The sequence below is a fragment of the Actinokineospora guangxiensis genome (assembly GCF_042657845.1).
Lineage (GTDB): Bacteria > Actinomycetota > Actinomycetes > Mycobacteriales > Pseudonocardiaceae > Actinokineospora > Actinokineospora guangxiensis.
This window is the reverse complement of record NZ_JBHSKF010000007.1, coordinates 1-18,986: the sequence shown is the minus strand read 5'-3', so window position 1 is coordinate 18,986 and position 18,986 is coordinate 1. Positions and strand designations below refer to the sequence as shown.

19 protein-coding genes are annotated in these 18,986 nt (G+C 73.4%); all 19 read left to right on the top strand.

Features of this window, described 5'->3' with window-relative positions; all coding sequences use genetic code 11:
* Window positions 1–108 precede the first annotated feature (108 nt).
* The 19 genes from ACFPM7_RS16045 (at window position 109) to tyrS (ending at window position 18,593) form a co-directional block, all read left to right on the top strand.
* Window positions 109–528 carry a DUF5313 family protein gene (locus ACFPM7_RS16045; protein ID WP_378248426.1) on the top strand — a complete coding sequence of 140 codons (420 nt, stop codon included), beginning with the start codon at window positions 109–111 and terminating at the stop codon, window positions 526–528.
* Between the two features lie 39 nt (window positions 529–567).
* The gene (locus tag ACFPM7_RS16040) at window positions 568–2,592 is read left to right on the top strand and encodes a primosomal protein N' (protein WP_378248425.1); all 2,025 of its coding nucleotides are present in this window, start codon (window positions 568–570) and stop codon (window positions 2,590–2,592) included.
* A gap of 66 nt (window positions 2,593–2,658) precedes the next feature.
* Window positions 2,659–3,204, top strand: coding sequence for a peptide deformylase (gene def / locus ACFPM7_RS16035; protein WP_378248424.1), 546 nt, complete (start codon window positions 2,659–2,661; stop codon window positions 3,202–3,204).
* Entirely contained in the window at window positions 3,204–4,130 is a 927-nt protein-coding gene (fmt, locus tag ACFPM7_RS16030; RefSeq protein WP_378248423.1) for a methionyl-tRNA formyltransferase, read from the top strand. Before def ends, fmt begins: the two co-directional genes overlap by 1 nt.
* On the top strand, window positions 4,127–5,527 hold the full coding sequence (locus tag ACFPM7_RS16025) for an RsmB/NOP family class I SAM-dependent RNA methyltransferase (protein WP_378248422.1): 1,401 nt from the start codon (window positions 4,127–4,129) through the stop codon (window positions 5,525–5,527). Before fmt ends, ACFPM7_RS16025 begins: the two co-directional genes overlap by 4 nt.
* On the top strand, window positions 5,524–6,033 hold the full coding sequence (locus tag ACFPM7_RS16020; RefSeq protein ID WP_378248421.1) for a flavoprotein: 510 nt from the start codon (window positions 5,524–5,526) through the stop codon (window positions 6,031–6,033). The genes ACFPM7_RS16025 and ACFPM7_RS16020 overlap by 4 nt, the downstream gene beginning before the upstream one ends.
* Window positions 6,030–7,010, top strand: a complete 981-nt coding sequence (locus ACFPM7_RS16015) for an asparaginase (RefSeq protein WP_378248420.1) — start codon at window positions 6,030–6,032, stop codon at window positions 7,008–7,010. The genes ACFPM7_RS16020 and ACFPM7_RS16015 overlap by 4 nt, the downstream gene beginning before the upstream one ends.
* A 10-nt stretch (window positions 7,011–7,020) precedes the next feature.
* The gene (locus tag ACFPM7_RS16010) at window positions 7,021–7,668 is read left to right on the top strand and encodes an O-methyltransferase (protein WP_378248419.1); all 648 of its coding nucleotides are present in this window, start codon (window positions 7,021–7,023) and stop codon (window positions 7,666–7,668) included.
* A gap of 31 nt (window positions 7,669–7,699) precedes the next feature.
* Window positions 7,700–8,323 (top strand): hypothetical protein, encoded by a 624-nt coding sequence (locus tag ACFPM7_RS16005; protein WP_378248418.1) that lies wholly within the window; start codon window positions 7,700–7,702, stop codon window positions 8,321–8,323.
* 32 nt (window positions 8,324–8,355) lie between these two features.
* Window positions 8,356–9,369 carry an N-acetyl-gamma-glutamyl-phosphate reductase gene (gene argC, locus ACFPM7_RS16000; RefSeq protein ID WP_378248417.1) on the top strand — a complete coding sequence of 338 codons (1,014 nt, stop codon included), beginning with the start codon at window positions 8,356–8,358 and terminating at the stop codon, window positions 9,367–9,369.
* Entirely contained in the window at window positions 9,366–10,544 is a 1,179-nt protein-coding gene (gene argJ, locus ACFPM7_RS15995; protein WP_378248416.1) for a bifunctional glutamate N-acetyltransferase/amino-acid acetyltransferase ArgJ, read from the top strand. Before argC ends, argJ begins: the two co-directional genes overlap by 4 nt.
* Window positions 10,541–11,422: an acetylglutamate kinase gene (gene argB / locus ACFPM7_RS15990; protein ID WP_378248415.1), complete on the top strand. Its 882-nt coding sequence runs from the start codon at window positions 10,541–10,543 to the stop codon at window positions 11,420–11,422. The genes argJ and argB overlap by 4 nt, the downstream gene beginning before the upstream one ends.
* Window positions 11,419–12,600 carry an acetylornithine transaminase gene (locus ACFPM7_RS15985; protein WP_378248414.1) on the top strand — a complete coding sequence of 394 codons (1,182 nt, stop codon included), beginning with the start codon at window positions 11,419–11,421 and terminating at the stop codon, window positions 12,598–12,600. The genes argB and ACFPM7_RS15985 overlap by 4 nt, the downstream gene beginning before the upstream one ends.
* Window positions 12,600–13,520: an ornithine carbamoyltransferase gene (gene argF, locus ACFPM7_RS15980; RefSeq protein WP_378248413.1), complete on the top strand. Its 921-nt coding sequence runs from the start codon at window positions 12,600–12,602 to the stop codon at window positions 13,518–13,520. The genes ACFPM7_RS15985 and argF overlap by 1 nt, the downstream gene beginning before the upstream one ends.
* Complete coding sequence (locus ACFPM7_RS15975) at window positions 13,517–14,029, top strand: arginine repressor (RefSeq protein ID WP_378248412.1); 513 nt, start codon at window positions 13,517–13,519, stop codon at window positions 14,027–14,029. Before argF ends, ACFPM7_RS15975 begins: the two co-directional genes overlap by 4 nt.
* Window positions 14,022–15,224: an argininosuccinate synthase gene (locus ACFPM7_RS15970; protein ID WP_378248411.1), complete on the top strand. Its 1,203-nt coding sequence runs from the start codon at window positions 14,022–14,024 to the stop codon at window positions 15,222–15,224. The genes ACFPM7_RS15975 and ACFPM7_RS15970 overlap by 8 nt, the downstream gene beginning before the upstream one ends.
* Window positions 15,225–15,244: 20 nt before the next feature.
* Window positions 15,245–16,663 (top strand): argininosuccinate lyase, encoded by a 1,419-nt coding sequence (gene argH, locus ACFPM7_RS15965; RefSeq protein ID WP_378248410.1) that lies wholly within the window; start codon window positions 15,245–15,247, stop codon window positions 16,661–16,663.
* Window positions 16,636–17,268, top strand: coding sequence for a DNA-3-methyladenine glycosylase (locus tag ACFPM7_RS15960; protein ID WP_378248409.1), 633 nt, complete (start codon window positions 16,636–16,638; stop codon window positions 17,266–17,268). Before argH ends, ACFPM7_RS15960 begins: the two co-directional genes overlap by 28 nt.
* Before the next feature lie 41 nt (window positions 17,269–17,309).
* Complete coding sequence (tyrS, locus tag ACFPM7_RS15955) at window positions 17,310–18,593, top strand: tyrosine--tRNA ligase (protein WP_378248408.1); 1,284 nt, start codon at window positions 17,310–17,312, stop codon at window positions 18,591–18,593.
* Window positions 18,594–18,986 lie beyond the last annotated feature (393 nt).

Sequence of the window (18,986 nt, the reverse complement as noted above, 5' to 3'; positions counted from 1 at the left end):
CCCGAACGGGCCGTCCCCCACTCCGGGGGACGGCCCGTTCGGGTGTTTCGCGCCGTGCGCGGCGGGCTACCCGACACCGTGAACGCGGACCGGCTTAGCATCCGTCCCGTGCGACCCGACCCCTTGCGCTGGCTCTGGTACGCGGTCGGCGGAACGCTGCCCGAGCGCTACCGCCCCTGGGTCCTGTGGGACCTCACCGCGCCGACCTGGGTGCTGCGGCACTTCGCCAGGGTGATGGTGCTGTTCTCGCCGCTGTGGCTGCTGCTCCTGGTGCCCGGCCCGCTCGGCCTGCGGCTGTCGATGGTCGCCGCGGGGTACTTCACCGGGCTCTACTTCTCGCTGTCGTTCATGGAGGACGCCAGCGAGCGCAGGCTGCTCAAGCACGGCTACCCGGTGGGCCTCAACCGCCGCATCCGCGAGGAGGCCGCGCCCCACGACCGCGCCCAGGTGGCCGCGATGTACGCCGCCTACCACGAGCGCGACCTCGACGACCCGCCGGACGGACGCATCGACGGCGGGACACCCTGACCCAGCCGGGTGTCCGCCGCGTCTGGTACACCAACCGCCATGCCCGACACCGACCCCGACGCGCTGTTCACCGTCGAGGTCCCCGCGCCGCCGGCGCCCCCCGCGCCGAAGGGCCGCCCGGAGCCCGCGGCCGAGCTGCCGGTCGCGAAGGTGTACGTGGACGTCCCGTTGGCCCACCTCGACCAGCTCTTCGACTACCTCGTCCCGGCCCGCATGGACGCCGACGCCGTGCCCGGCGCGCGGGTGCGGGTGCGCTTCGCCGGACAGCTGGTCGACGCCTTCATCATCGAGCGCGTCGAGCGCTCCGAGCACAAGCGGCCGTCCTTCCTGGACAAGGTCATCTCGCCGGAGCCGGTGCTGGCCCCCGAGATCGCCGCGCTCTGCCGCGCCGTGGCCGACCGGTACGCGGGCGCCATGATCGACGTGCTGCGCCTGGCGATCCCGCCCCGGCACGCGCGGGTGGAGGCCGAACCCCCGCCCGATCCCGCCCCGACCCCCGACGCGCCCCCGGCCGACGGGTGGGCCGAATACCCGCGCGGGCGCGCCTTCCTGGATGCCGTGCGCGCCGGTCGGCAGGCGAACGCGGTCTGGCAGGCGATGCCCGGCGAGGACTGGCCCGCGCGCCTGGCCGAAGTCGCGGTGACGGCGGCATCGGCGGGCAGGGGAGCGGTGCTGGTCGTCCCCGACCACCGCGACGTGGCCCGCCTGCACGCGGCGTGCGCAGCGCTGGCGGGAGAGGACGCGGTTGTCGCGCTGTCGGCCGATCTGGGCCCCGCCAAGCGGTACCGGGCGTGGCTGCGCGTGCGGCGGGGTGGGGTGCGCGTCGTCATCGGCACCCGGGCGGCGGCCTACGCCCCGGTCGCCGACCCGGGCGTGCTGGTGGTGTGGGACGACGGCGACGACCAGCACGCCGACCAGCGCTCGCCCTACCCGCACGTGCGGGAGGTCCTCATCGAGCGGGCTCGGCTCGGCGGGGCCGGGGTGCTGGTCGCCGGGTTCGCCAGGACCGCCGAGGCGCACCTGCTCGCCGAGTCCGGCTGGGCCCCGCCGATCGTCGCCGCCCGCGACCGGGTGCGCGTCGCCGCGCCGAGGGTCGTCGCGGTCGGCGAGCACGACTCGCAGCTGGCCCGCGACCCGGCGGCGCGCACCGCGCGCATCCCGTCAGTCGCCTTCGACGCGGCCAGGGCGGCGATCAAGGCGGGCCGCCCGGTGCTGGTGCAGGTGCCGCGCCGCGGCTATGTCCCGGCGCTGACCTGCCAGGACTGCCGCACGCCCGCGCGCTGCCGCAAGTGCGCCGGTCCGCTGGGGCTCGTCGGCGGCAGCGACCGCCCGCCCGCCTGCCGCTGGTGCGCGAGCGCGGCGGCGGACTTCCGGTGCGGGACCTGCGGGTCGCGGCGGCTGCGCGCGGTGGTCGTCGGGGCGAAGCGGACCGCGGAGGAGCTGGGCCGGGCCTTCGCCGACGTGCCGGTGCGCACGTCGGGGGCCAGTGAGGTGCTGGCGACCGTGCCCGCCGGGCCCGCGCTGGTCGTGTGCACGCCGGGGGCCGAGCCGGTCGCCGAGGACGGCTACGGGGCTGCGCTGCTGCTCGACGGCTGGTCGCTGCTGGCCAGGGCCGACCTGCGGGCCACCGAGGAGGCGCTGCGCCGGTGGATGACGGCCGCCGCGCTGGTCGTGCCCGCGGGCGCGGGCGGACGCGTGGTCGTGATGGCCGACTCGGCGCTGCCGTCGGTGCAGGCGCTCGTGCGCTGGGACCCGGTCTGGCACGCCGACCTGGAGCTGTCGGGCCGCCTGGAGCTGGGTTTCCCGCCCGCGGTGCGCATGGCGTCGGTGGAGGGCGGCGCGGACGCCGTCGCCGCCCTGCTGGCGGAGCTGGCCATGCCCGCCGACGGCGAGGTGCTCGGCCCGGTCCCGGTCACCGAGACCCGCGAGCGCGTCCTGATCCGGGTCCCGAGGTCCAGCGGCCGCACCCTGGCCGAGGCCCTCAACCAGGCCCAGCGCGGCCGCACGATGCGCAAGGAGCAGGACCCCATCAAGGTCCGCGTCGACCCGCTCGACCTCATCTGACGCGGCTCTGAACCCCGGCGCGCACCGGCCTAGACTGGCGGCCGAACCGAGCGAGTAGGAGAACGAGTGACCGTCCAGCCCGTGAGGCTTTTCGGTGACCCCGTGCTGCGCACACCAGCCCTCGAAGTGGTGAACTTCGACAAGGAACTGCGCACTCTGGTCAGCGATCTGATGGACACCATGCACGCCCAAGGAGGGGCCGGACTCGCCGCCCCGCAGATCGGCGTCGGCATGCGGGTGTTCACCTACAACTGCGACGGGGTCGAGGGGCACCTGGTGAACCCCGTGTGGACGGCGGTCGGCGACGACCAGCAGGAAGGCCCCGAGGGCTGCCTGTCGATCCCGGGCCTGCACTGGGACTGCGTGCGCGCCAAGGACGTGGTCGCGCGCGGCTGGAACATGCACGGCGAGCCCGTGGAGATCCAGGGCAGCGACCTGCTGGCCAGGGCCATCCAGCACGAGACCGACCACCTCGACGGCGTGCTCTTCCTCGACCGGCTCGACGAGGCCACCCGCAAGCGCGCGATGGCCGAGATCCGCACGGCCGACTGGTTCACCGGGGCCATGCCGACGATCAAGCAGAGCCCGCACCCCCTCTTCGGGGCGCCCTGATGCGGCTGGTGTTCGCGGGGACCCCCGAGGCCGCCCTGCCCGCGCTGCGCGCGCTGATCGAGACCGACCGCCACGAGGTCGTCGGCGTCATCACCCGGCCGGACGCGCCCGCCGGCCGGGGCCGCGGCCTGGTCCGCTCGCCGGTCGGCGCGCTGGCCGACGAGCACGGCATCGAGGTGCTGACCCCGGCCAAGGCCTCCGACCCGGCCTTCCAGGCCCGGCTGGCCGAGCTGGCGCCGGACTGCTGCCCGGTCGTGGCCTACGGCAACCTGCTTCCCCAGTCGGCGCTCGACATCCCCCAGCACGGCTGGATCAACCTGCACTTCTCCCTGCTGCCCGCCTGGCGCGGCGCGGCCCCGGTGCAGGCCGCCATCCGCCACGGCGACGACATCACCGGCGCGGCGACCTTCCGCATCGTCAGGGAACTCGACGCGGGCCCGGTGTTCGGCGTGCTGACCGAGCCGATCCGTCCCGACGACACCGCGGGCGGGCTGCTGCGGCGCCTCTCCGACGCCGGCGCCGGTCTGCTGCTGTCCACTCTGGATGGCGTTGAGCACGACACGCTGGTCGCCGTCGAGCAGCCCGCCGACGGTGTCAGCCACGCGCCGAAGGTGCTCGTGGACGACGCCAAAGTGGACTTCGCGCTGCCCGCGCTCGCCGTCGACCGGCTCGTCCGCTCGGTCACCCCGGACCCGGGGGCGTGGGCGGTCTTCCGCGGCGAGCGGCTCAAGCTCGGCCCGGTGACCCAGGTGCGCGAGGTCGTCTTGGCCCCCGGCGCGATCACGGTGGAGCGCAAGCGTTTGCTCGTCGGCACGGCGACGCACGCCGTCGCGCTCGGCGAGGTGCAGGCGCAGGGGAAGAAGCGGATGACCGCCACGGACTGGGCGCGCGGCGTCCGGCCAGAAGACGGAGAAGTGCTCGCGTGAACCGACGACCGTCCCGCCCTCCCGGCTCGCGCCCGCCGCGCCGCGTCGACGGCCCCGGCCGCCCGCCGGTCGAGGACCCGGCTCGCCGCGCCGCGCTCGACGTCGTGCGCGCCGTGCGCGCCGACGACGCCTACGCCAACCTCGTGCTGCCCAAGCTGCTGCGCGAGCGCAGGCTTTCCGGCCGCGACGCCGCGCTGGCCACCGAGCTGGCCTACGGCACCTGCCGGGCGTGGGGAATGCTCGAAGAGGTGCTGGAGGCCTGCTCCGACCGCCCGCTGTCCAAAGTGGAACCGGCGGTGCTCGACGCGCTCCTGCTCGGCGCCTACCAGCTGCTGCGCACCCGCATCCCCGCGCACGCCGCCGTCGCCGCCACCGTCGACCTGGTGCGCGCCGACTCCGGCTCGCGCGCGACCGGCTTCGTCAACGCCGTGCTGCGCCGGGTCGCCGAGCACGACGAGAAGACCTGGCTGGACAAGCTCGCCCCGCAAGACCCGGTCGGCGGCATCGCCGCCCGCACCGCGCACCCGCGCTGGATCGCCCGCGCCTTCGCCGACGCGCTCGGCACCACCGGCGACGAGCTGACCGCCGCCCTGCGCGCCGACGACGAGCGCCCCGCCGTGCACCTGGTCGCCCGCCCCGGCGAGCTGACCGCCGAGGAGCTGGCCGCCCTCACCGGCGGCGATCCCGCCCCCTATTCCCCGTACGGCGTGCGGATGGAGGCGGGCTCCGGCGACCCCGGCGACCTGCCGCCGATCAAGGAGAACCTGGCGGGCGTGCAGGACGAGGGCAGCCAGCTGTGCGCCCTGGCCCTGACCCGCGTCCCCCTGGAGGGCCCCGACGCGCGCTGGCTGGACCTGTGCGCGGGCCCCGGCGGCAAGGCCGCGATGCTCGGCGCGCTGATCGGCATCAGCGGCGGCACCCTCGACGCCGTCGAGCAGGCCCCGCACCGGGCGCGGCTCATCGAGCGCGTCACCGCGGGCATGCCGGTGACCGTGCACGTCGCCGACGGCCGCGACCCCGGCCTCGAACCGGGGTTCGACCGCGTGCTGGTCGACGCCCCCTGCACCGGCCTCGGCGCGCTGCGCAGGCGGCCGGAGGCGCGCTGGCGGCGGCTGCCCAGCGACGTCGGCGACCTGACCAAGCTCCAGCGCGAGCTGCTGACCTCGGCGCTGGAACTGGTCCGGCCGGGCGGCGTGGTGGCCTACGTCGTGTGCTCGCCGCACCTGGCCGAGACCGAGGGCGTGGTGGGCGATGTCGTCCGCAAGACCGGGGCGACCCAGATCGACGCGCGCGAGTTCTTCCCCGGCGTGCCCGACCTCGGCACGGGTCCCGGCGTGCAGCTGTGGCCGCACCGGCACGGCACCGACGCGATGTTCTGCGCCCTGGTGCGCAGGTGAGGCGGGTCCTCGGGCTGGTCGCGGCGGCGGGCTTCGGCGTCGACCGCAGGCTCCGGCCCGAGGTCGCCGTGCCCGCCGCCGGGCGCGGCTGGCGGCTGGCGGTCACGCTCACCCCGAGCGCGGCGCGCTGGCTGGCCTCGGCGGGGGAGGTCGAGCGGCTCGCGGAGCTGAGCGACCTGCCGCTGCGCTGGGAGGGCAGGCTCCCGTCGGAGCCCAAGCCGTACCCGCTCCCCGACGCGTTCGTCTTCGTCCCGGCGACGGCGAACTCGCTGGCCAAGCTGGCGCTGGGCATCGCGGACAACCAGGCGCTCACCGCCCTGGCGGAAGCGCTGGGAACCCCCGGCGTCCCGGTCGTCGTCCGCCCGCAGGCCGACCCCGCCCAGCGCGCGCACCCGCGCTGGGCCGAGCACCTGAGGACCCTGGCCGACTGCGGCGCGACCATCGCCGACGGCGACATCTCCGACCCGTGGGAGCCCCTGCTGGACCTCGTGGACGCCGCGGCATGAAGCGGGTATCGATCCTGGCCATGGGCGGCACCATCGCCATGGTCCCCGCGCCGGGCGGGGGAGTGGTCCCCGCGCTCGGCGCCGACGACCTGGTGAAGGCCATCCCGGCGCTGACCGAGCTGGACATCGCCGTGACGACGCGCACGGTCCGCACCCTGCCGTCCCCGTCGGTCGGCTTCGCCGACCTGGTGGCGCTGACCGAGGCGGTGCACGCCGAGATCGCCGCGGGCGCCGACGGCGTCGTGGTCACCCACGGCACCGACACCATCGAGGAGACGGCGCTCTTCCTCGACCTGACCGTCCCCGGCGACACCCCGGTGGTCGTCACCGGCGCGATGCGTCCCCCGGCGTCCCCGGGCGCGGACGGCCCGGCGAACCTGTTCGCCGCGGTCAAGGTCGCGCTGTCGGCCGACGCCCGCGGCCTGGGCGCGCTGGTGGTGATGTCGGATGAGGTGCACGGGGCGCGGTTCGTCAGGAAGGGCCACACGAGCAGCACGGGCGCGTTCGCCTCGCCCGGCTTCGGGCCGCTGGGCCTGGTGGTGGAGGGGCAGCCGCGGCTGCGCGGGACCCCGAGGACCGCCCTGACCCTGCCCGCGGGCCCGAAGGTCGAGAGCATCCGCGTCGGCCTGGTCACGGTGGCCCTGGGCGACGACGGCTCGCTGCTGCGCTGCGCGGCCCCGGCCTTCGACGGCGTCGTGCTGGCGGGCCTGGGCGCGGGCCACGTCCCTGCCGCGATGGTGCCCCTGGTCGCCGAGGTCGCCGCCCGGATGCCGGTGGTCCTGGCCTCGCGCACCGGCTCGGGCTCGGTCCTGCGCCAGACCTACGGCTACCCGGGCTCCGAACGCGACCTCCTCGACCGTGGCCTGGTCGACGCGGGCTTCCTCGACCCCGCCAAGGCCAGGGTGCTGCTGCACCTCCTGCTCGCCGACTCCGCCGACCGCGACCGCGTCACCGCCGCCTTCGACCACTACCGCTAGGGGGATCTCCGTGGACATCCTGAGCCCGCCGCTGTCGGACTACCTGCTGGCCCACTCCACCCAGCCGGACGCGCTCCTGCGCGAACTCGCCGAGGAGACCCACCGCACCTTCCCCGACGCCAGCGGCATGCAGATCTCCCACGACGAGGGCGAGTTCCTGACGATGCTCGTCCGCATCACCGGGGCTCGCCGCGCGGTCGAGGTCGGCGTCTTCACCGGCTACTCGTCGCTGTGCATCGCCCGCGGCCTCCCCGCCGACGGCACCCTCCTGGCCTGCGACGTCAGCGAGGAGTGGACCTCGGTCGCCCAGCGGTACTGGACCCGTGCGGGCGTCGCGGACAAGATCGACCTCCGCATCGCCCCCGCTCTGGACACCCTGCGCGCCCTCCCGGCCGAGGAGTCCATCGACATCGCCTTCATCGACGCCGACAAGGTGTCCTACCCGGCGTACTACGAGGAGATCATCACCCGCCTGCGCCCCGGCGGCCTGGTCCTGCTGGACAACGTCCTGCGCGGCGGCCGAGTCCTGAACCCGGACCCGTCCGACGAGGCCACCACCGCGATCATGCACACCAACGACCTCGTGGTGGCCGACTCCCGCGTCGACGTGGTGATGCTGCCGCTGCGCGACGGCGTCACCATCGCCAGGAAGCGGTAACGCACCGCGGCGCAGGCATGATGCACCTGCCATGAACGACGACGCAGTAGTGCGGGTGGCGGCCGCGCTCGTCCAGTACCGACAATCCGTGTCGCAGCCTTACGACGAGGCGCTTCACGAGGTCGCGGCCAGGGTGGAGCAGTCCCGATCCCTGGGGAAAGCGGACATCGGCGCTTTGGTGCTGTGGAAGCGCATGCGGGCCGACACGAAATGGGCGACGGCGCTGTGTTCGATGCCCGACCAGCAAGTCCGAACCATCACCGCCAAAGCGGTAGCCGAGGTTCGCGACGAGAGCCTGGCGGTCGTGGACGCCGCGCGTCGTGGGCGTGAGCACCTCCGAGAGCTTCCCGCTTGCAGGAACGGCAACGCCTTGACCTCTGTCCTGTTGGTCGCGGGTGCTCCTCATCGCATGGCTGTCTACGACCGTCGAGCGCACCGTGCCCTGCTGGCGCTGCCAGGCGTCGACTTCGTGCCTGGCAATGGCATGTACGCCCGCTACATGGCCTGTGTCGAGGACCTGCGGGCGAGAGGACTCGAACAAGGGCATCGCTGGATGGCGCGCGACATTGATCTGGCGCTGTACTCGCTCGGGGGCGCCGAGCCTGTCCGTGACTCGGTGGTGAACACCACCATCGGACGACAACCCTCGGATTGATTGACCTTGCATGACCCTGCATAATCATTCGCATGGTGCGAGTAGCGGTCGCAGGGGCCAGTGGGTATGCCGGGGGTGAGGTGCTGCGGCTCCTCCTCAGTCACCCCGACGTCGACATCGGCGCGCTGACGGCAGGGGGGAACGCGGGCAGCAGGCTGGGCGAGCACCAGCCCCACCTCATCCCCCTGGCCGACCGGCTCCTCGAAGAGACCACCCCCGACACCCTCCACGGCCACGACGTCGTCTTCCTCGCGCTCCCGCACGGCCACTCCGCGGCCATCGCCGCCGAGCTGGCCGACACCCTGGTCATCGACTGCGGCGCCGACCACCGCCTGGACGACCCCGCCGACTGGACCCGCTGGTACGGCGGCGACCACGCCGGGACCTGGCCCTACGGTCTCCCCGAGCTGCCCAACGGACGCGACGACCTGGTCCACGCCCGCCGCATCGCCGTCCCCGGCTGCTACCCGACGGTCAGCTCCCTCGCCCTCGCCCCCGCGCTGGCCGCGGGCCTGATCGAGCCCGAGGTCGTCATCGTCGCCGTCTCCGGGACCTCCGGGGCGGGCAAGGCGCTCAAGCCGCACCTGCTCGGCTCCGAGGTCATGGGCTCGCTGTCGGTCTACGGTGTCGGCGGCGTGCACCGGCACACCCCCGAGATCGCCCAGAACCTGCGGAAAGCCGCTGGTCGCGACGTCGGTGTGGCCTTCACCCCGGTGCTGGCCCCGCTGCCGCGCGGCATTCTCGCCACCTGCACCGCCAAGCTCACCGGCGACCACGACGTCCGCGCCGCCTACGCCAAGGCCTACGACCACGAGCCGTTCGTGCACCTGCTGCCCGAAGGCCAGTGGCCGACCACGTCCGCGGTGCTCGGCTCCAACGCCGTGCACCTTCAGGTCACCGTCGACGCCGACCAGGGCCGCCTGGTCGCCGTCGGCGCGGTCGACAACCTGACCAAGGGCACGGCGGGCGCCGCCGTGCAGTCCATGAACATCGCACTCGGCCTGCCGGAGACCACCGGCCTTTCCTCCGTGGGAGTCGCCCCGTGACCGCACTCGACCGCTCGACCGGTGTCGCCGCAGCGCAGGGCTTCCGCGCCGCGGGGGTGGCCGCGGGCATCAAGGCGTCCGGCAACCTCGACCTCGCGCTGATCGTCAACGACGGGCCGGGCACGGCGGCCGCGGGCGTGTTCACCACCAACAAGGTCAAAGCCGCGCCCGTCCTGTGGTCGCAGCAGGTTCTGACGACCGCGAGCCTGCGCGCCGTCGTCCTCAACTCCGGCGGGGCCAACGCCTGCACCGGGCCCGAGGGCTTCCAGGACACCCACGCGACCGCCGAGAAGGTCGCCGACGTGCTCGGCGCCGGCGCGATCGATGTGGCGGTCTGCTCCACCGGACTCATCGGCGAGCGCCTGCCGATGGACGCCGTCAAGTCCGGTGTGGACATCGCCGCGAAGGGCCTGGCCCCCGGCGCCGAGGCGAGCCTGGCCGCCGCCACCGCCGTCATGACCACCGACTCGCACCCCAAGCAGACCGCGCTCTCCCGCGACGGCTGGACGATCGGCGGCTTCGCCAAGGGCGCGGGCATGTGCGCGCCCAACATGGCCACGATGCTGTCGGTCGTCACCACCGACGCCGCCGTTGACGCGCCCGCCCTCGACGCCGCGCTCAAGGCCGCCGTCGCCGTCACCTTCAACCGCCTCGACGTCGACGGCGGCACCTCCACCAACGACACCGTCATCGCCATGGCCTCCGGCGCCTCCGGCGTCACCCCCGACCCGGCCGCCTTCGCCGAGGCCCTCCAGGCCGTCTGCGCCGACCTCGTCGCCCAGCTCCAGGCCGACGCCGAGGGCGTCACCAAGCACGTGTCCATCACCGTCGCCGGGGCCGCCACCGACGCCGAGGCCGTCGCCGCCGCCCGCGCGGTCGCCCGCGACCCGCTGTGCAAGACCGCCTTCTTCGGCAGCGACCCCAACTGGGGCCGCATCGCCATGGCCGTCGGCAACGCCCCCACCGACTTCGACCCGCAGTCCCTCGACATCACCATCAACGGCGTCACCGTCTGCCGTGCGGGTGGTCGCGGCGACGACCGCTCCCTGGCCGACCTGACCGGCACGGACATCACCGTCGAGATCGACCTGCACGCGGGCACCGGCACGGGCACCGTCCTCACCACGGACCTCTCCCACGCCTACGTCGAAGAGAACAGCGCCTACAGCTCATGACCACCCCCGCCGACAAAGCCGGAATCCTGATCGAGGCGCTGCCCTGGCTGCGGCGCTTCCACGGGGCGCTCGTCGTGGTCAAGTACGGCGGCAACGCCATGGTCGACGACACCCTCAAGCGCGCCTTCGCCGAAGACATGGTGTTCCTGCGCCTGGCGGGCCTGCGCCCGGTCGTCGTGCACGGCGGCGGCCCGCAGATCTCGGCCATGCTGGAACGCCTGGGCATCCCGACCGAGCGCGCCGCCGGGCTGCGCATCACCACGCCCGAGGCGATGGACGTCGTCCGCATGGTGCTCACCGGGCAGGTCGGGCGCGAGATCGTCGGTCTGATCAACCAGCACGGGCCGCACGCCGTCGGCATCTCCGGCGAGGACGCGCACCTGTTCACCGCCGAGAAGCGCACCGCGCTGGTCGACGGCGTCGAGGTCGACCTCGGCCAGGTCGGCGACGTCGTGGCGGTCAGCCCGGCCGCGGTGCTCGACATCGTCAGCGCCGGGCGCATCCCGGTGGTCTCCACCGTCGCCCCGGACGCCAACGGCGTCCCGCACAACGTCAACGCCGACACCGCCGCCGCCGCGCTGGCCGTCGCGCTCAAGGCCGAGAAGCTGGTCGTGCTGACCGACGTCGAAGGCCTCTACGCCGACTGGCCCGACCGCTCCTCGCTGCTGCACGAGATCCGCGCCGCCGAGCTGGAGAAGCTCATGCCCGGCCTGGAGAGCGGCATGGTCCCGAAGATGGAGGCGTGCCTGCGCGCCGTCCAGGGCGGCGTCCCGCGCGCCCACGTCATCGACGGCCGACTGGCGCACTCGGTGCTGCTGGAGGTCTTCACCGGTTCCGGCGTCGGAACCATGGTCCTGCCGAACGAGGGGGAAGCATGATCGGCTCCAACGCCGAAGGCCGGGCGCGCTGGGAAGGCGCGCTCATGGACAACTACGGCACCCCGGCGCTCACCCTGGTCCGCGGCGAGGGCGCCCACGTCTGGGACGCCGACGGCACCCGCTACACCGACTTCCTCGCCGGCATCGCCACCAACGCCCTCGGCCACGCCCACCCCGCCGTGGTCGAGGCCGTGTCCGCGCAGGTCGCCCGGCTCGGCCACACCTCCAACCTCTACGTCAACCCGGTCACCGTCGACCTCGCCGACGCCCTGCTCGACGTCGCGGGCCTGACCGGCCAGGCCAAGGTGGCCTTCTGCAACTCCGGCGCCGAGGCCAACGAGACCGCGCTCAAGCTTGCCCGCCTCACCGGCCGCGGCAAGGTCATCGCCTGCACCGGCGCCTTCCACGGCCGCACCATGGGCGCGCTCACCCTCACCGGCCAGCCGCCCAAGCGCGACCCGTTCGCCCCGCTGCTGCCCGGCGTCGAGCACATCCCCTTCGGCGACGTGGACGCCCTGCGCGCCGCCGTGGACGCCGACACCGCCGCGGTGTTCCTGGAGCCCGTCCTCGGCGAGGGCGGCGTCGTCCCGGCACCGGACGGCTACCTGCACGCCGCCCGCGAGATCACCGCGGAAGCGGGCGCGCTGCTCGTGCTCGACGAGGTGCAGACCGGCGTCGGCAGGCTCGGCTCCTGGTTCGCCTTCCTGCAGGCGGGCATCGTCCCCGACGTGTTCACCCTGGCCAAGGGCCTCGGTGGCGGCCTGCCGCTGGGCGCGTGCGTGGCCGTCGGCGAGGCCGCCGGGCTTTTCGGCCCCGGCCACCACGGCACCACCTTCGGCGGCAACCCGGTCGCCTGCGCCGCCGGGCTCGCCGTGCTGCGCACCATCGCCGCCGACGGACTGCTCGACCACACCGCCTCCGTCGGCAAGGACCTCGCCGCGGGCATCGAGGCCATCGGCCACCCGCTCATCGCCGGGGTCCGCGGCACCGGCCTGCTGCTCGGCGTCGCCCTGACCGCCCCGGTCTCGGCCGCCGTCGCCAAGGCCGCCCAGGACCGCGGCTTCCTGGTCAACGGCGTCCAGCCCGACACCGTCCGGCTCGCCCCGCCGCTGGTCATCACCGCCGAGCAGGCCGCCGACCTGGTCGCCGCGCTCCCGTCGATCCTGGAGGAGGCGTGATGCCCCGGCACTTCCTGCGCGACGACGACCTCGATCCCGCCGAGCAGCGCGAGGTCCTCGACCTCGCCAAGGCCCTCAAGGCCGACCCGCTGGGCCGCAAGCCCCTCGACGGCAAGTCGGTCGCGACGATCTTCGAGAAGAACTCCACCCGCACCCGGCTGTCCTTCGAGGTCGGCATCGCCCAGCTCGGCGGCCAGCCGATCGTGGTCGACGGCCGCACCATGCAGCTGGGCCGCGAGGAGACCATCGAGGACACCTCCCGCGTGCTCTCGCGCTACGTCGACGCCGTCGTCTGGCGCACCTTCGCGCAGAAGCGGATCGAGGCCATGGCGTCGGCGTCCTCGGTCCCGGTGGTCAACGCGCTCACCGACGAGTTCCACCCCTGCCAGGTCCTCGCCGACCTGCAGACCGTCGAGGAGCGCCACGGCAGGCTCGGCGGCGTCACCGCCACCTACCTCGGCGACGGCGCCAACAACATGGCCCACTCGCTGCTGCTCGGCGGCACCACCGCGGGCATGCACGTGCGCGTCGTCGCCCCCGAGGGCTTCCAGCCGCACCCCGACGTGGTCGCCGCGGCCGAGAAGCGCGCCGCCGCGACCGGCGGCAGCGTCGCCCTGCACGCCGACCCGCACGCCGCCGTCGACGGCACCGAGGTCGTCGTCACCGACACCTGGACGTCGATGGGCCAGGAGAACGACGGCCGCGACCGGGTCAGCCCGTTCCGCGGCCTCCAGGTCAACGCCGAGCTGATGGCCCGCGCCGCCGACACCGCGATCGTGCTGCACTGCCTGCCCGCCCACCGCGGCTGGGAGATCACCGACGAGGTGCTCGACGGCCCGTCCAGCGCCGTGTGGGACGAGGCCGAGAACCGCCTGCACGCGCAGAAGGCCCTGCTCACGTGGCTGGTCGAGCGCTCATGACCCCCACCAGGACCGCGCGCCAGGCCCGCATCACCGCCATCGTCAGCAACCAGGCGATCCGCAGCCAGAGCGAGCTGGCCAAGCTGCTGGCCGCCGAAGGCGTCGACGTCACCCAGGCGACGCTGTCGCGCGACCTCGACGAACTCGGCGCGGTCAAGCTGCGCGGCGTCGACGGCGGCGCGCCCGTCTACGTCATCCCCGAGGACGGCAGCCCCGTGCGCGGGGTGCAGGGCGGCACGTCCCGCCTCACCCGGCTGCTCGGCGAGCTGCTCGTCTCCGCCGACGCCTCGGGCAACCTCGCCGTCCTGCGCACGCCCCCCGGCGCCGCGCAGTTCCTCGCCAGCGCGATCGACCGCGCCGCGCTGGACGACGTCGTCGGCACCATCGCCGGTGACGACACCCTCGCGGTCATCGCCAGGGAACCGGTCACCGGTCGTGACCTCGCCGACCGCTTCACCGCCCTGGCCGCACGGACCAACGGAACAGATCAAGGAGAGAGCAATGAGTGAGCGGGTGGTGCTCGCCTACTCCGGCGGACTGGACACCTCCGTCGGCATCGGCTGGATCGCCGAGGAGACCGGCGCCGAGGTCGTGGCGGTGGCCGTCGACGTCGGCCAGGGCGGCGAGGACATGGACGTCATCCGCAAGCGAGCCCTGGAGTGCGGCGCGGTGGAGGCCGTCGTCGCCGACGCCCGCGACGAGTTCGCCGAGCAGTACTGCCTGCCCGCGCTGCAGGCCAATGCCCTCTACATGGACCGCTACCCGCTGGTCTCGGCGCTCTCCCGCCCGGTGATCGTCAAGCACCTGGTCGAGGCCGCCAAGTACCACGGCGCGACCACGGTCTCGCACGGCTGCACCGGCAAGGGCAACGACCAGGTCCGCTTCGAGGTCGGCATCGGCGCGCTCGCCCCCGACCTCAAGGTCGTCGCCCCGGTCCGCGACTTCGCCTGGACCCGGGAGAAGGCCATCGCCTGGGCCGAGGAGCGCGACCTGCCCATCGACGTGTCGAAGAAGTCGCCGTACTCCATCGACCAGAACGTCTGGGGCCGCGCCGTCGAGACCGGGTTCTTGGAGGACATCTGGAACGCGCCCATCGAGGACGTCTACTCCTACACCGCGAACCCGGCCGAGCCGCGCGACCCCGACGAGCTGGTCATCACCTTCGACCGGGGCGTCCCGGTCGCCATCGACGGCGAGACCGTGACCGTGCTCCAGGCCATCCAGGAGCTGAACCGGCGCGCCGGCGCCCAGGGTGTCGGACGGCTCGACATCGTCGAGGACCGCCTGGTCGGCATCAAGAGCCGCGAGGTGTACGAGGCTCCCGGCGCGATCGCGCTGATCACCGCGCACCAGGAGCTGGAGAACGTCACCGTCGAACGCGACCTGGCCCGCTTCAAGCGCACCGTCGAGCAGCGCTGGGGCGAGCTGGTCTACGACGGCCTGTGGTTCTCCCCGCTGAAGGACTCCCTGGACGCCTTCATCGCCTCCACCCAGCAGCACGTCTCCGGCGACGTCCGGCTGACCCTGCACGCGGGCCGCGCCGTGGTCACCGGGCGCCGCTCCGAGCAGAGCCTGTATGACTTCAACCTGGCCACCTACGACGAGGGTGACACCTTCGACCAGTCCCTGGCCAAGGGCTTCGTGCAGCTCTGGGGCCTGCCCAGCAAGATCGCCGCGAAGCGCGACCAGGCGTTCCACCACTGAGAATCTGATCTAGGAGAGTTGTGACTGAGCACGGCCTTTGGGGCGGGCGGTTCCAGAGCGGACCCGCCGAGGCGATGGCGGCGCTGAGCCTGTCGACGCACTTCGACTGGCGACTGGCCCGCTACGACATCGCCGGGTCGCGGGCGCACGCCCGCGTCCTGCACCGCGCCGACCTGCTGACCGACGCCGAGCTGTCCGGCATGCTCGCCGCGCTGGACGTCCTGGAGGCCGACGTGGTCTCCGGGGCGTTCACCCCGGTCGTGGCCGACGAGGACGTGCACACCGCCCTGGAGCGCGGGCTCATCGAGCGTGCCGGGACCGAGCTGGGCGGCAAGCTGCGCGCGGGCCGCTCCCGCAACGACCAGGTCGCCACCCTCTTCCGCATGTGGCTGCGCGACGCCGCCCGCCAGGTCGCCGGTGGCGTCCTCGACGTCGCCGCCGCGCTCACCGACCAGGCGCGCAGGCACGCCGACGCGGTCATGCCCGGCCGCACGCACCTGCAGCACGCCCAGCCCGTGCTGCTCGCCCACCACCTGCTCGCCCACACCCAGTCCCTGCTGCGCGACGTCGAGCGCCTGCGCGACTGGGACAAGCGCGCCGCGGTCTCCCCGTACGGCTCCGGCGCGCTCGCGGGCTCGTCGCTGGGCCTTGACCCGGCCGCCGTCGCCGAGGAGCTGGGCTTCGACGGCCCGGTGGAGAACTCCATCGACGGCACCGCCTCGCGCGACTTCGCCGCCGAGATCGCCTTCGCGCTGGCGATGCTCTCGGTCAACCTGTCCAGGGTCGCCGAGGAAGTGATCATCTGGACGACCGCGGAGTTCGGCTACGCCACCCTCGACGACGCCTGGGCCACCGGCAGCTCGATCATGCCGCAGAAGAAGAACCCCGACGTCGCCGAGCTGACCAGGGGCAAGTCCGGCAGGCTGATCGGCAACCTCACCGGCCTGCTCGCCACGCTCAAGGCCCAGCCGCTGGCCTACAACCGCGACCTGCAGGAGGACAAGGAGCCGCTGTTCGACTCCGTCGAGCAGCTGAGCCTGCTGCTGCCTGCCATCGCGGGCATGGTGGGCACGCTGACCTTCCACACCGACCGGCTGGCCGCGCTCGCCCCGGCGGGCTTCACCCTGGCCACCGACATCGCCGAGTGGCTCGTCCGCCAGGGCGTGCCCTTCCGCGTCGCGCACGAGGCCGCGGGCGGCTGCGTGCGGGCCGCCGAGGCGCGCGGGGTGGGCCTGGAGGACCTGACCGACGAGGAGTTCGCCGCCGTCGACCCCGCGCTGATCCCGGCGGTCCGCGAGGTGCTGACGGTCGAGGGGTCGATCGCCTCCCGGGACGGCTACGGTGGCACCGCGCCGCCTCGGGTCGCCGAGCAGCGGTCGCGCGTGGAGCGGCGGATCGAGGAGCACCGGGCGTGGGCCGAGGAGATCGTGCGCAAGTAGCGGTCCCGGGGGAGCAGTTCACCCGGGCGGACCTGGCGATCGATCCCGTCGACGCCGCCCGGGTGCTGCTGGGCTCCTTCCTGGTGGCCGGCGAGGTCACCGTGCGGATCGTGGAGGTGGAGGCCTACCGGGGCGGCGACGACCCCGCGTCCCACTGCTACCGCGGCCGCACCCCCCGCAACGACGCCATGTTCGGGCCCGCGGGCCACCTGTACGTGTACTTCGTCTACGGCATGCACTTCTGCGCGAACGTCGTCTCCCTCACCGACGGCGTCCCCGGCGCGGTCCTGCTCCGCGCCGGGGAAGTCGTGTCCGGAGTGGACCAAGCGCGGCTGCGCAGGCCGGCCGCGCGCTCGACGGCCGACCTCGCGCGCGGCCCCGCCAAGCTGTGCGGCGTGCTGGGCATCGACCGCACGCACAACGGCATCGACCTGACGGACCCGGCCTCCCCGGTGCGGCTGCTGCGCGGCGACCCGGTCACCGGGGTGTCGGTGGGCCCGCGCGTCGGGGTCGCCGTCGCCGTGGACGTCCCCTGGCGGTTCTGGGTGACCGGCTCGCCGTCGGTGAGCACCTACCGGCGCGGGGGACGGGTCCGCCCCGGCTAACCCGGTCGCAGGTGGCACGGGGTGTGGGCGAAGATGTGGACGTGAGCGAACACATCCTCGATGAGCTGTCCTGGCGCGGTCTGATCGCGCAGTCCACCGACCTCGACACCCTGCGCCACGACCTCAGCGGCGGCCCGCTCACCCTCTACTGCGGCTTCGACCCGACCGCCCCGAGCCTGCACGCGGGCAACCTCGTCCCACTGCTGATGCTGCGCCGCTTCCAGCAGGCCGGGCACAAGCCCATCGTCCTCGCGGGCGGCGCCACCGGCATGATCGGCGACCCGCGCGACACCGGCGAGCGCACCCTCAACACCCTGGACACCGTCGCCGAGTGGGCCGGGCGCATCCGGGGGCAGCTGGAGCGTTTCGTCGCCTTCGACGACCGCAACGGGCCGGGCACGGCCGCCGTCATCGTCAACAACCTGGACTGGACCGGCCCGGTGACGGTGCTGGAGTTCCTGCGCGACGTCGGCAAGCACTTCTCCGTCAACGTCATGCTCGCCCGCGAGACGGTGAAGCGTCGCCTGGACAGCGACGGGATGTCGTACACGGAGTTCAGCTACCTGCTGCTGCAGTCCAACGACTACCTGCACCTGTTCCGCGAGCACGGCTGCACGCTGCAGCTCGGCGGGTCCGACCAGTGGGGCAACATCATCGGCGGCGTCGAGCTGATCCGCCGGGCCACCGGCAAGTCCGCGCACGCCCTCACCGCACCGCTGGTCACCGACGCCGAGGGCCGCAAGTTCGGCAAGTCCACCGGCGGCGGCAACGTGTGGCTCGACCCGGCGATGACCTCGCCGTACGCCTGGTACCAGTACTTCGTGAACGTCGGGGACGCCGACGTCATCCGCTACCTGCGGCTGTTCACCTTCCTGGACCAGGCCGAGATCGACGCCCTGGCCGCCGACACCGCCGAGCGCCCGCACCTGCGCGCCGCCCAGAAGCGCCTGGCCGAGGAGTTCACCAAGCTCGTGCACGGCGAGCACGAGACCACCCAGGTCATCGCCGCCAGCCAGGCACTGTTCGGGCGCGGGGACCTGGCCTCGCTGGACGCGGCCACGCTCGACGCCGCCATGGCGGAGGTCCCCACCGGCAGCGCGAAGCTCGCGGACGGGCCGACCATCGTGGACCTCCTCATCGCCTCCGGCCTGTCCGAGAGCAGGGGAGCCGCGCGCCGCACGGTCAACGAGGGCGGTGCCTACGTGAACAACGCGAAGGTGGCCGACGAGGCGTGGGTACCGGCCGAGACCGACCTCCTGCACGGGAAATGGCTGGTCATCCGGCGTGGGAAGCGGAACACGGCGGGCGTCGACGTCCAGCTGTAGACCCGTTCGGCAGAAAGTTGCGTGTGACGGCCGTCACATTCACACCGCGCTAGGCCTGGGTTACCGTGGTTTCAGACCTTGAACAGGGCTGATGACCTGCGGTTTCACCCTGGTTCGGGCGCCTGGGGGTGCGATTTGACCTCCCGTTGGCGGCCGTGTAACTTTCTTCCTGTCAGCGCGGAACGGGCCGGGAAAGCCGGAACGGAGTGCGACACACAAAGCCTGAAGTAACCAGCCTCCACGAGGTGTCGCTTGGTGCGGCTCTGATTGGATGTGCGTGTGTTGTTTGAGAACTCAACAGTGTGCCGATGAAAGCCAGTAGAGCTTTTATGAAGTGAACCCCTTTTGTGGGTTCCTTTGAGTAGATTGATTGACCAGATACGTCTGGTTGCT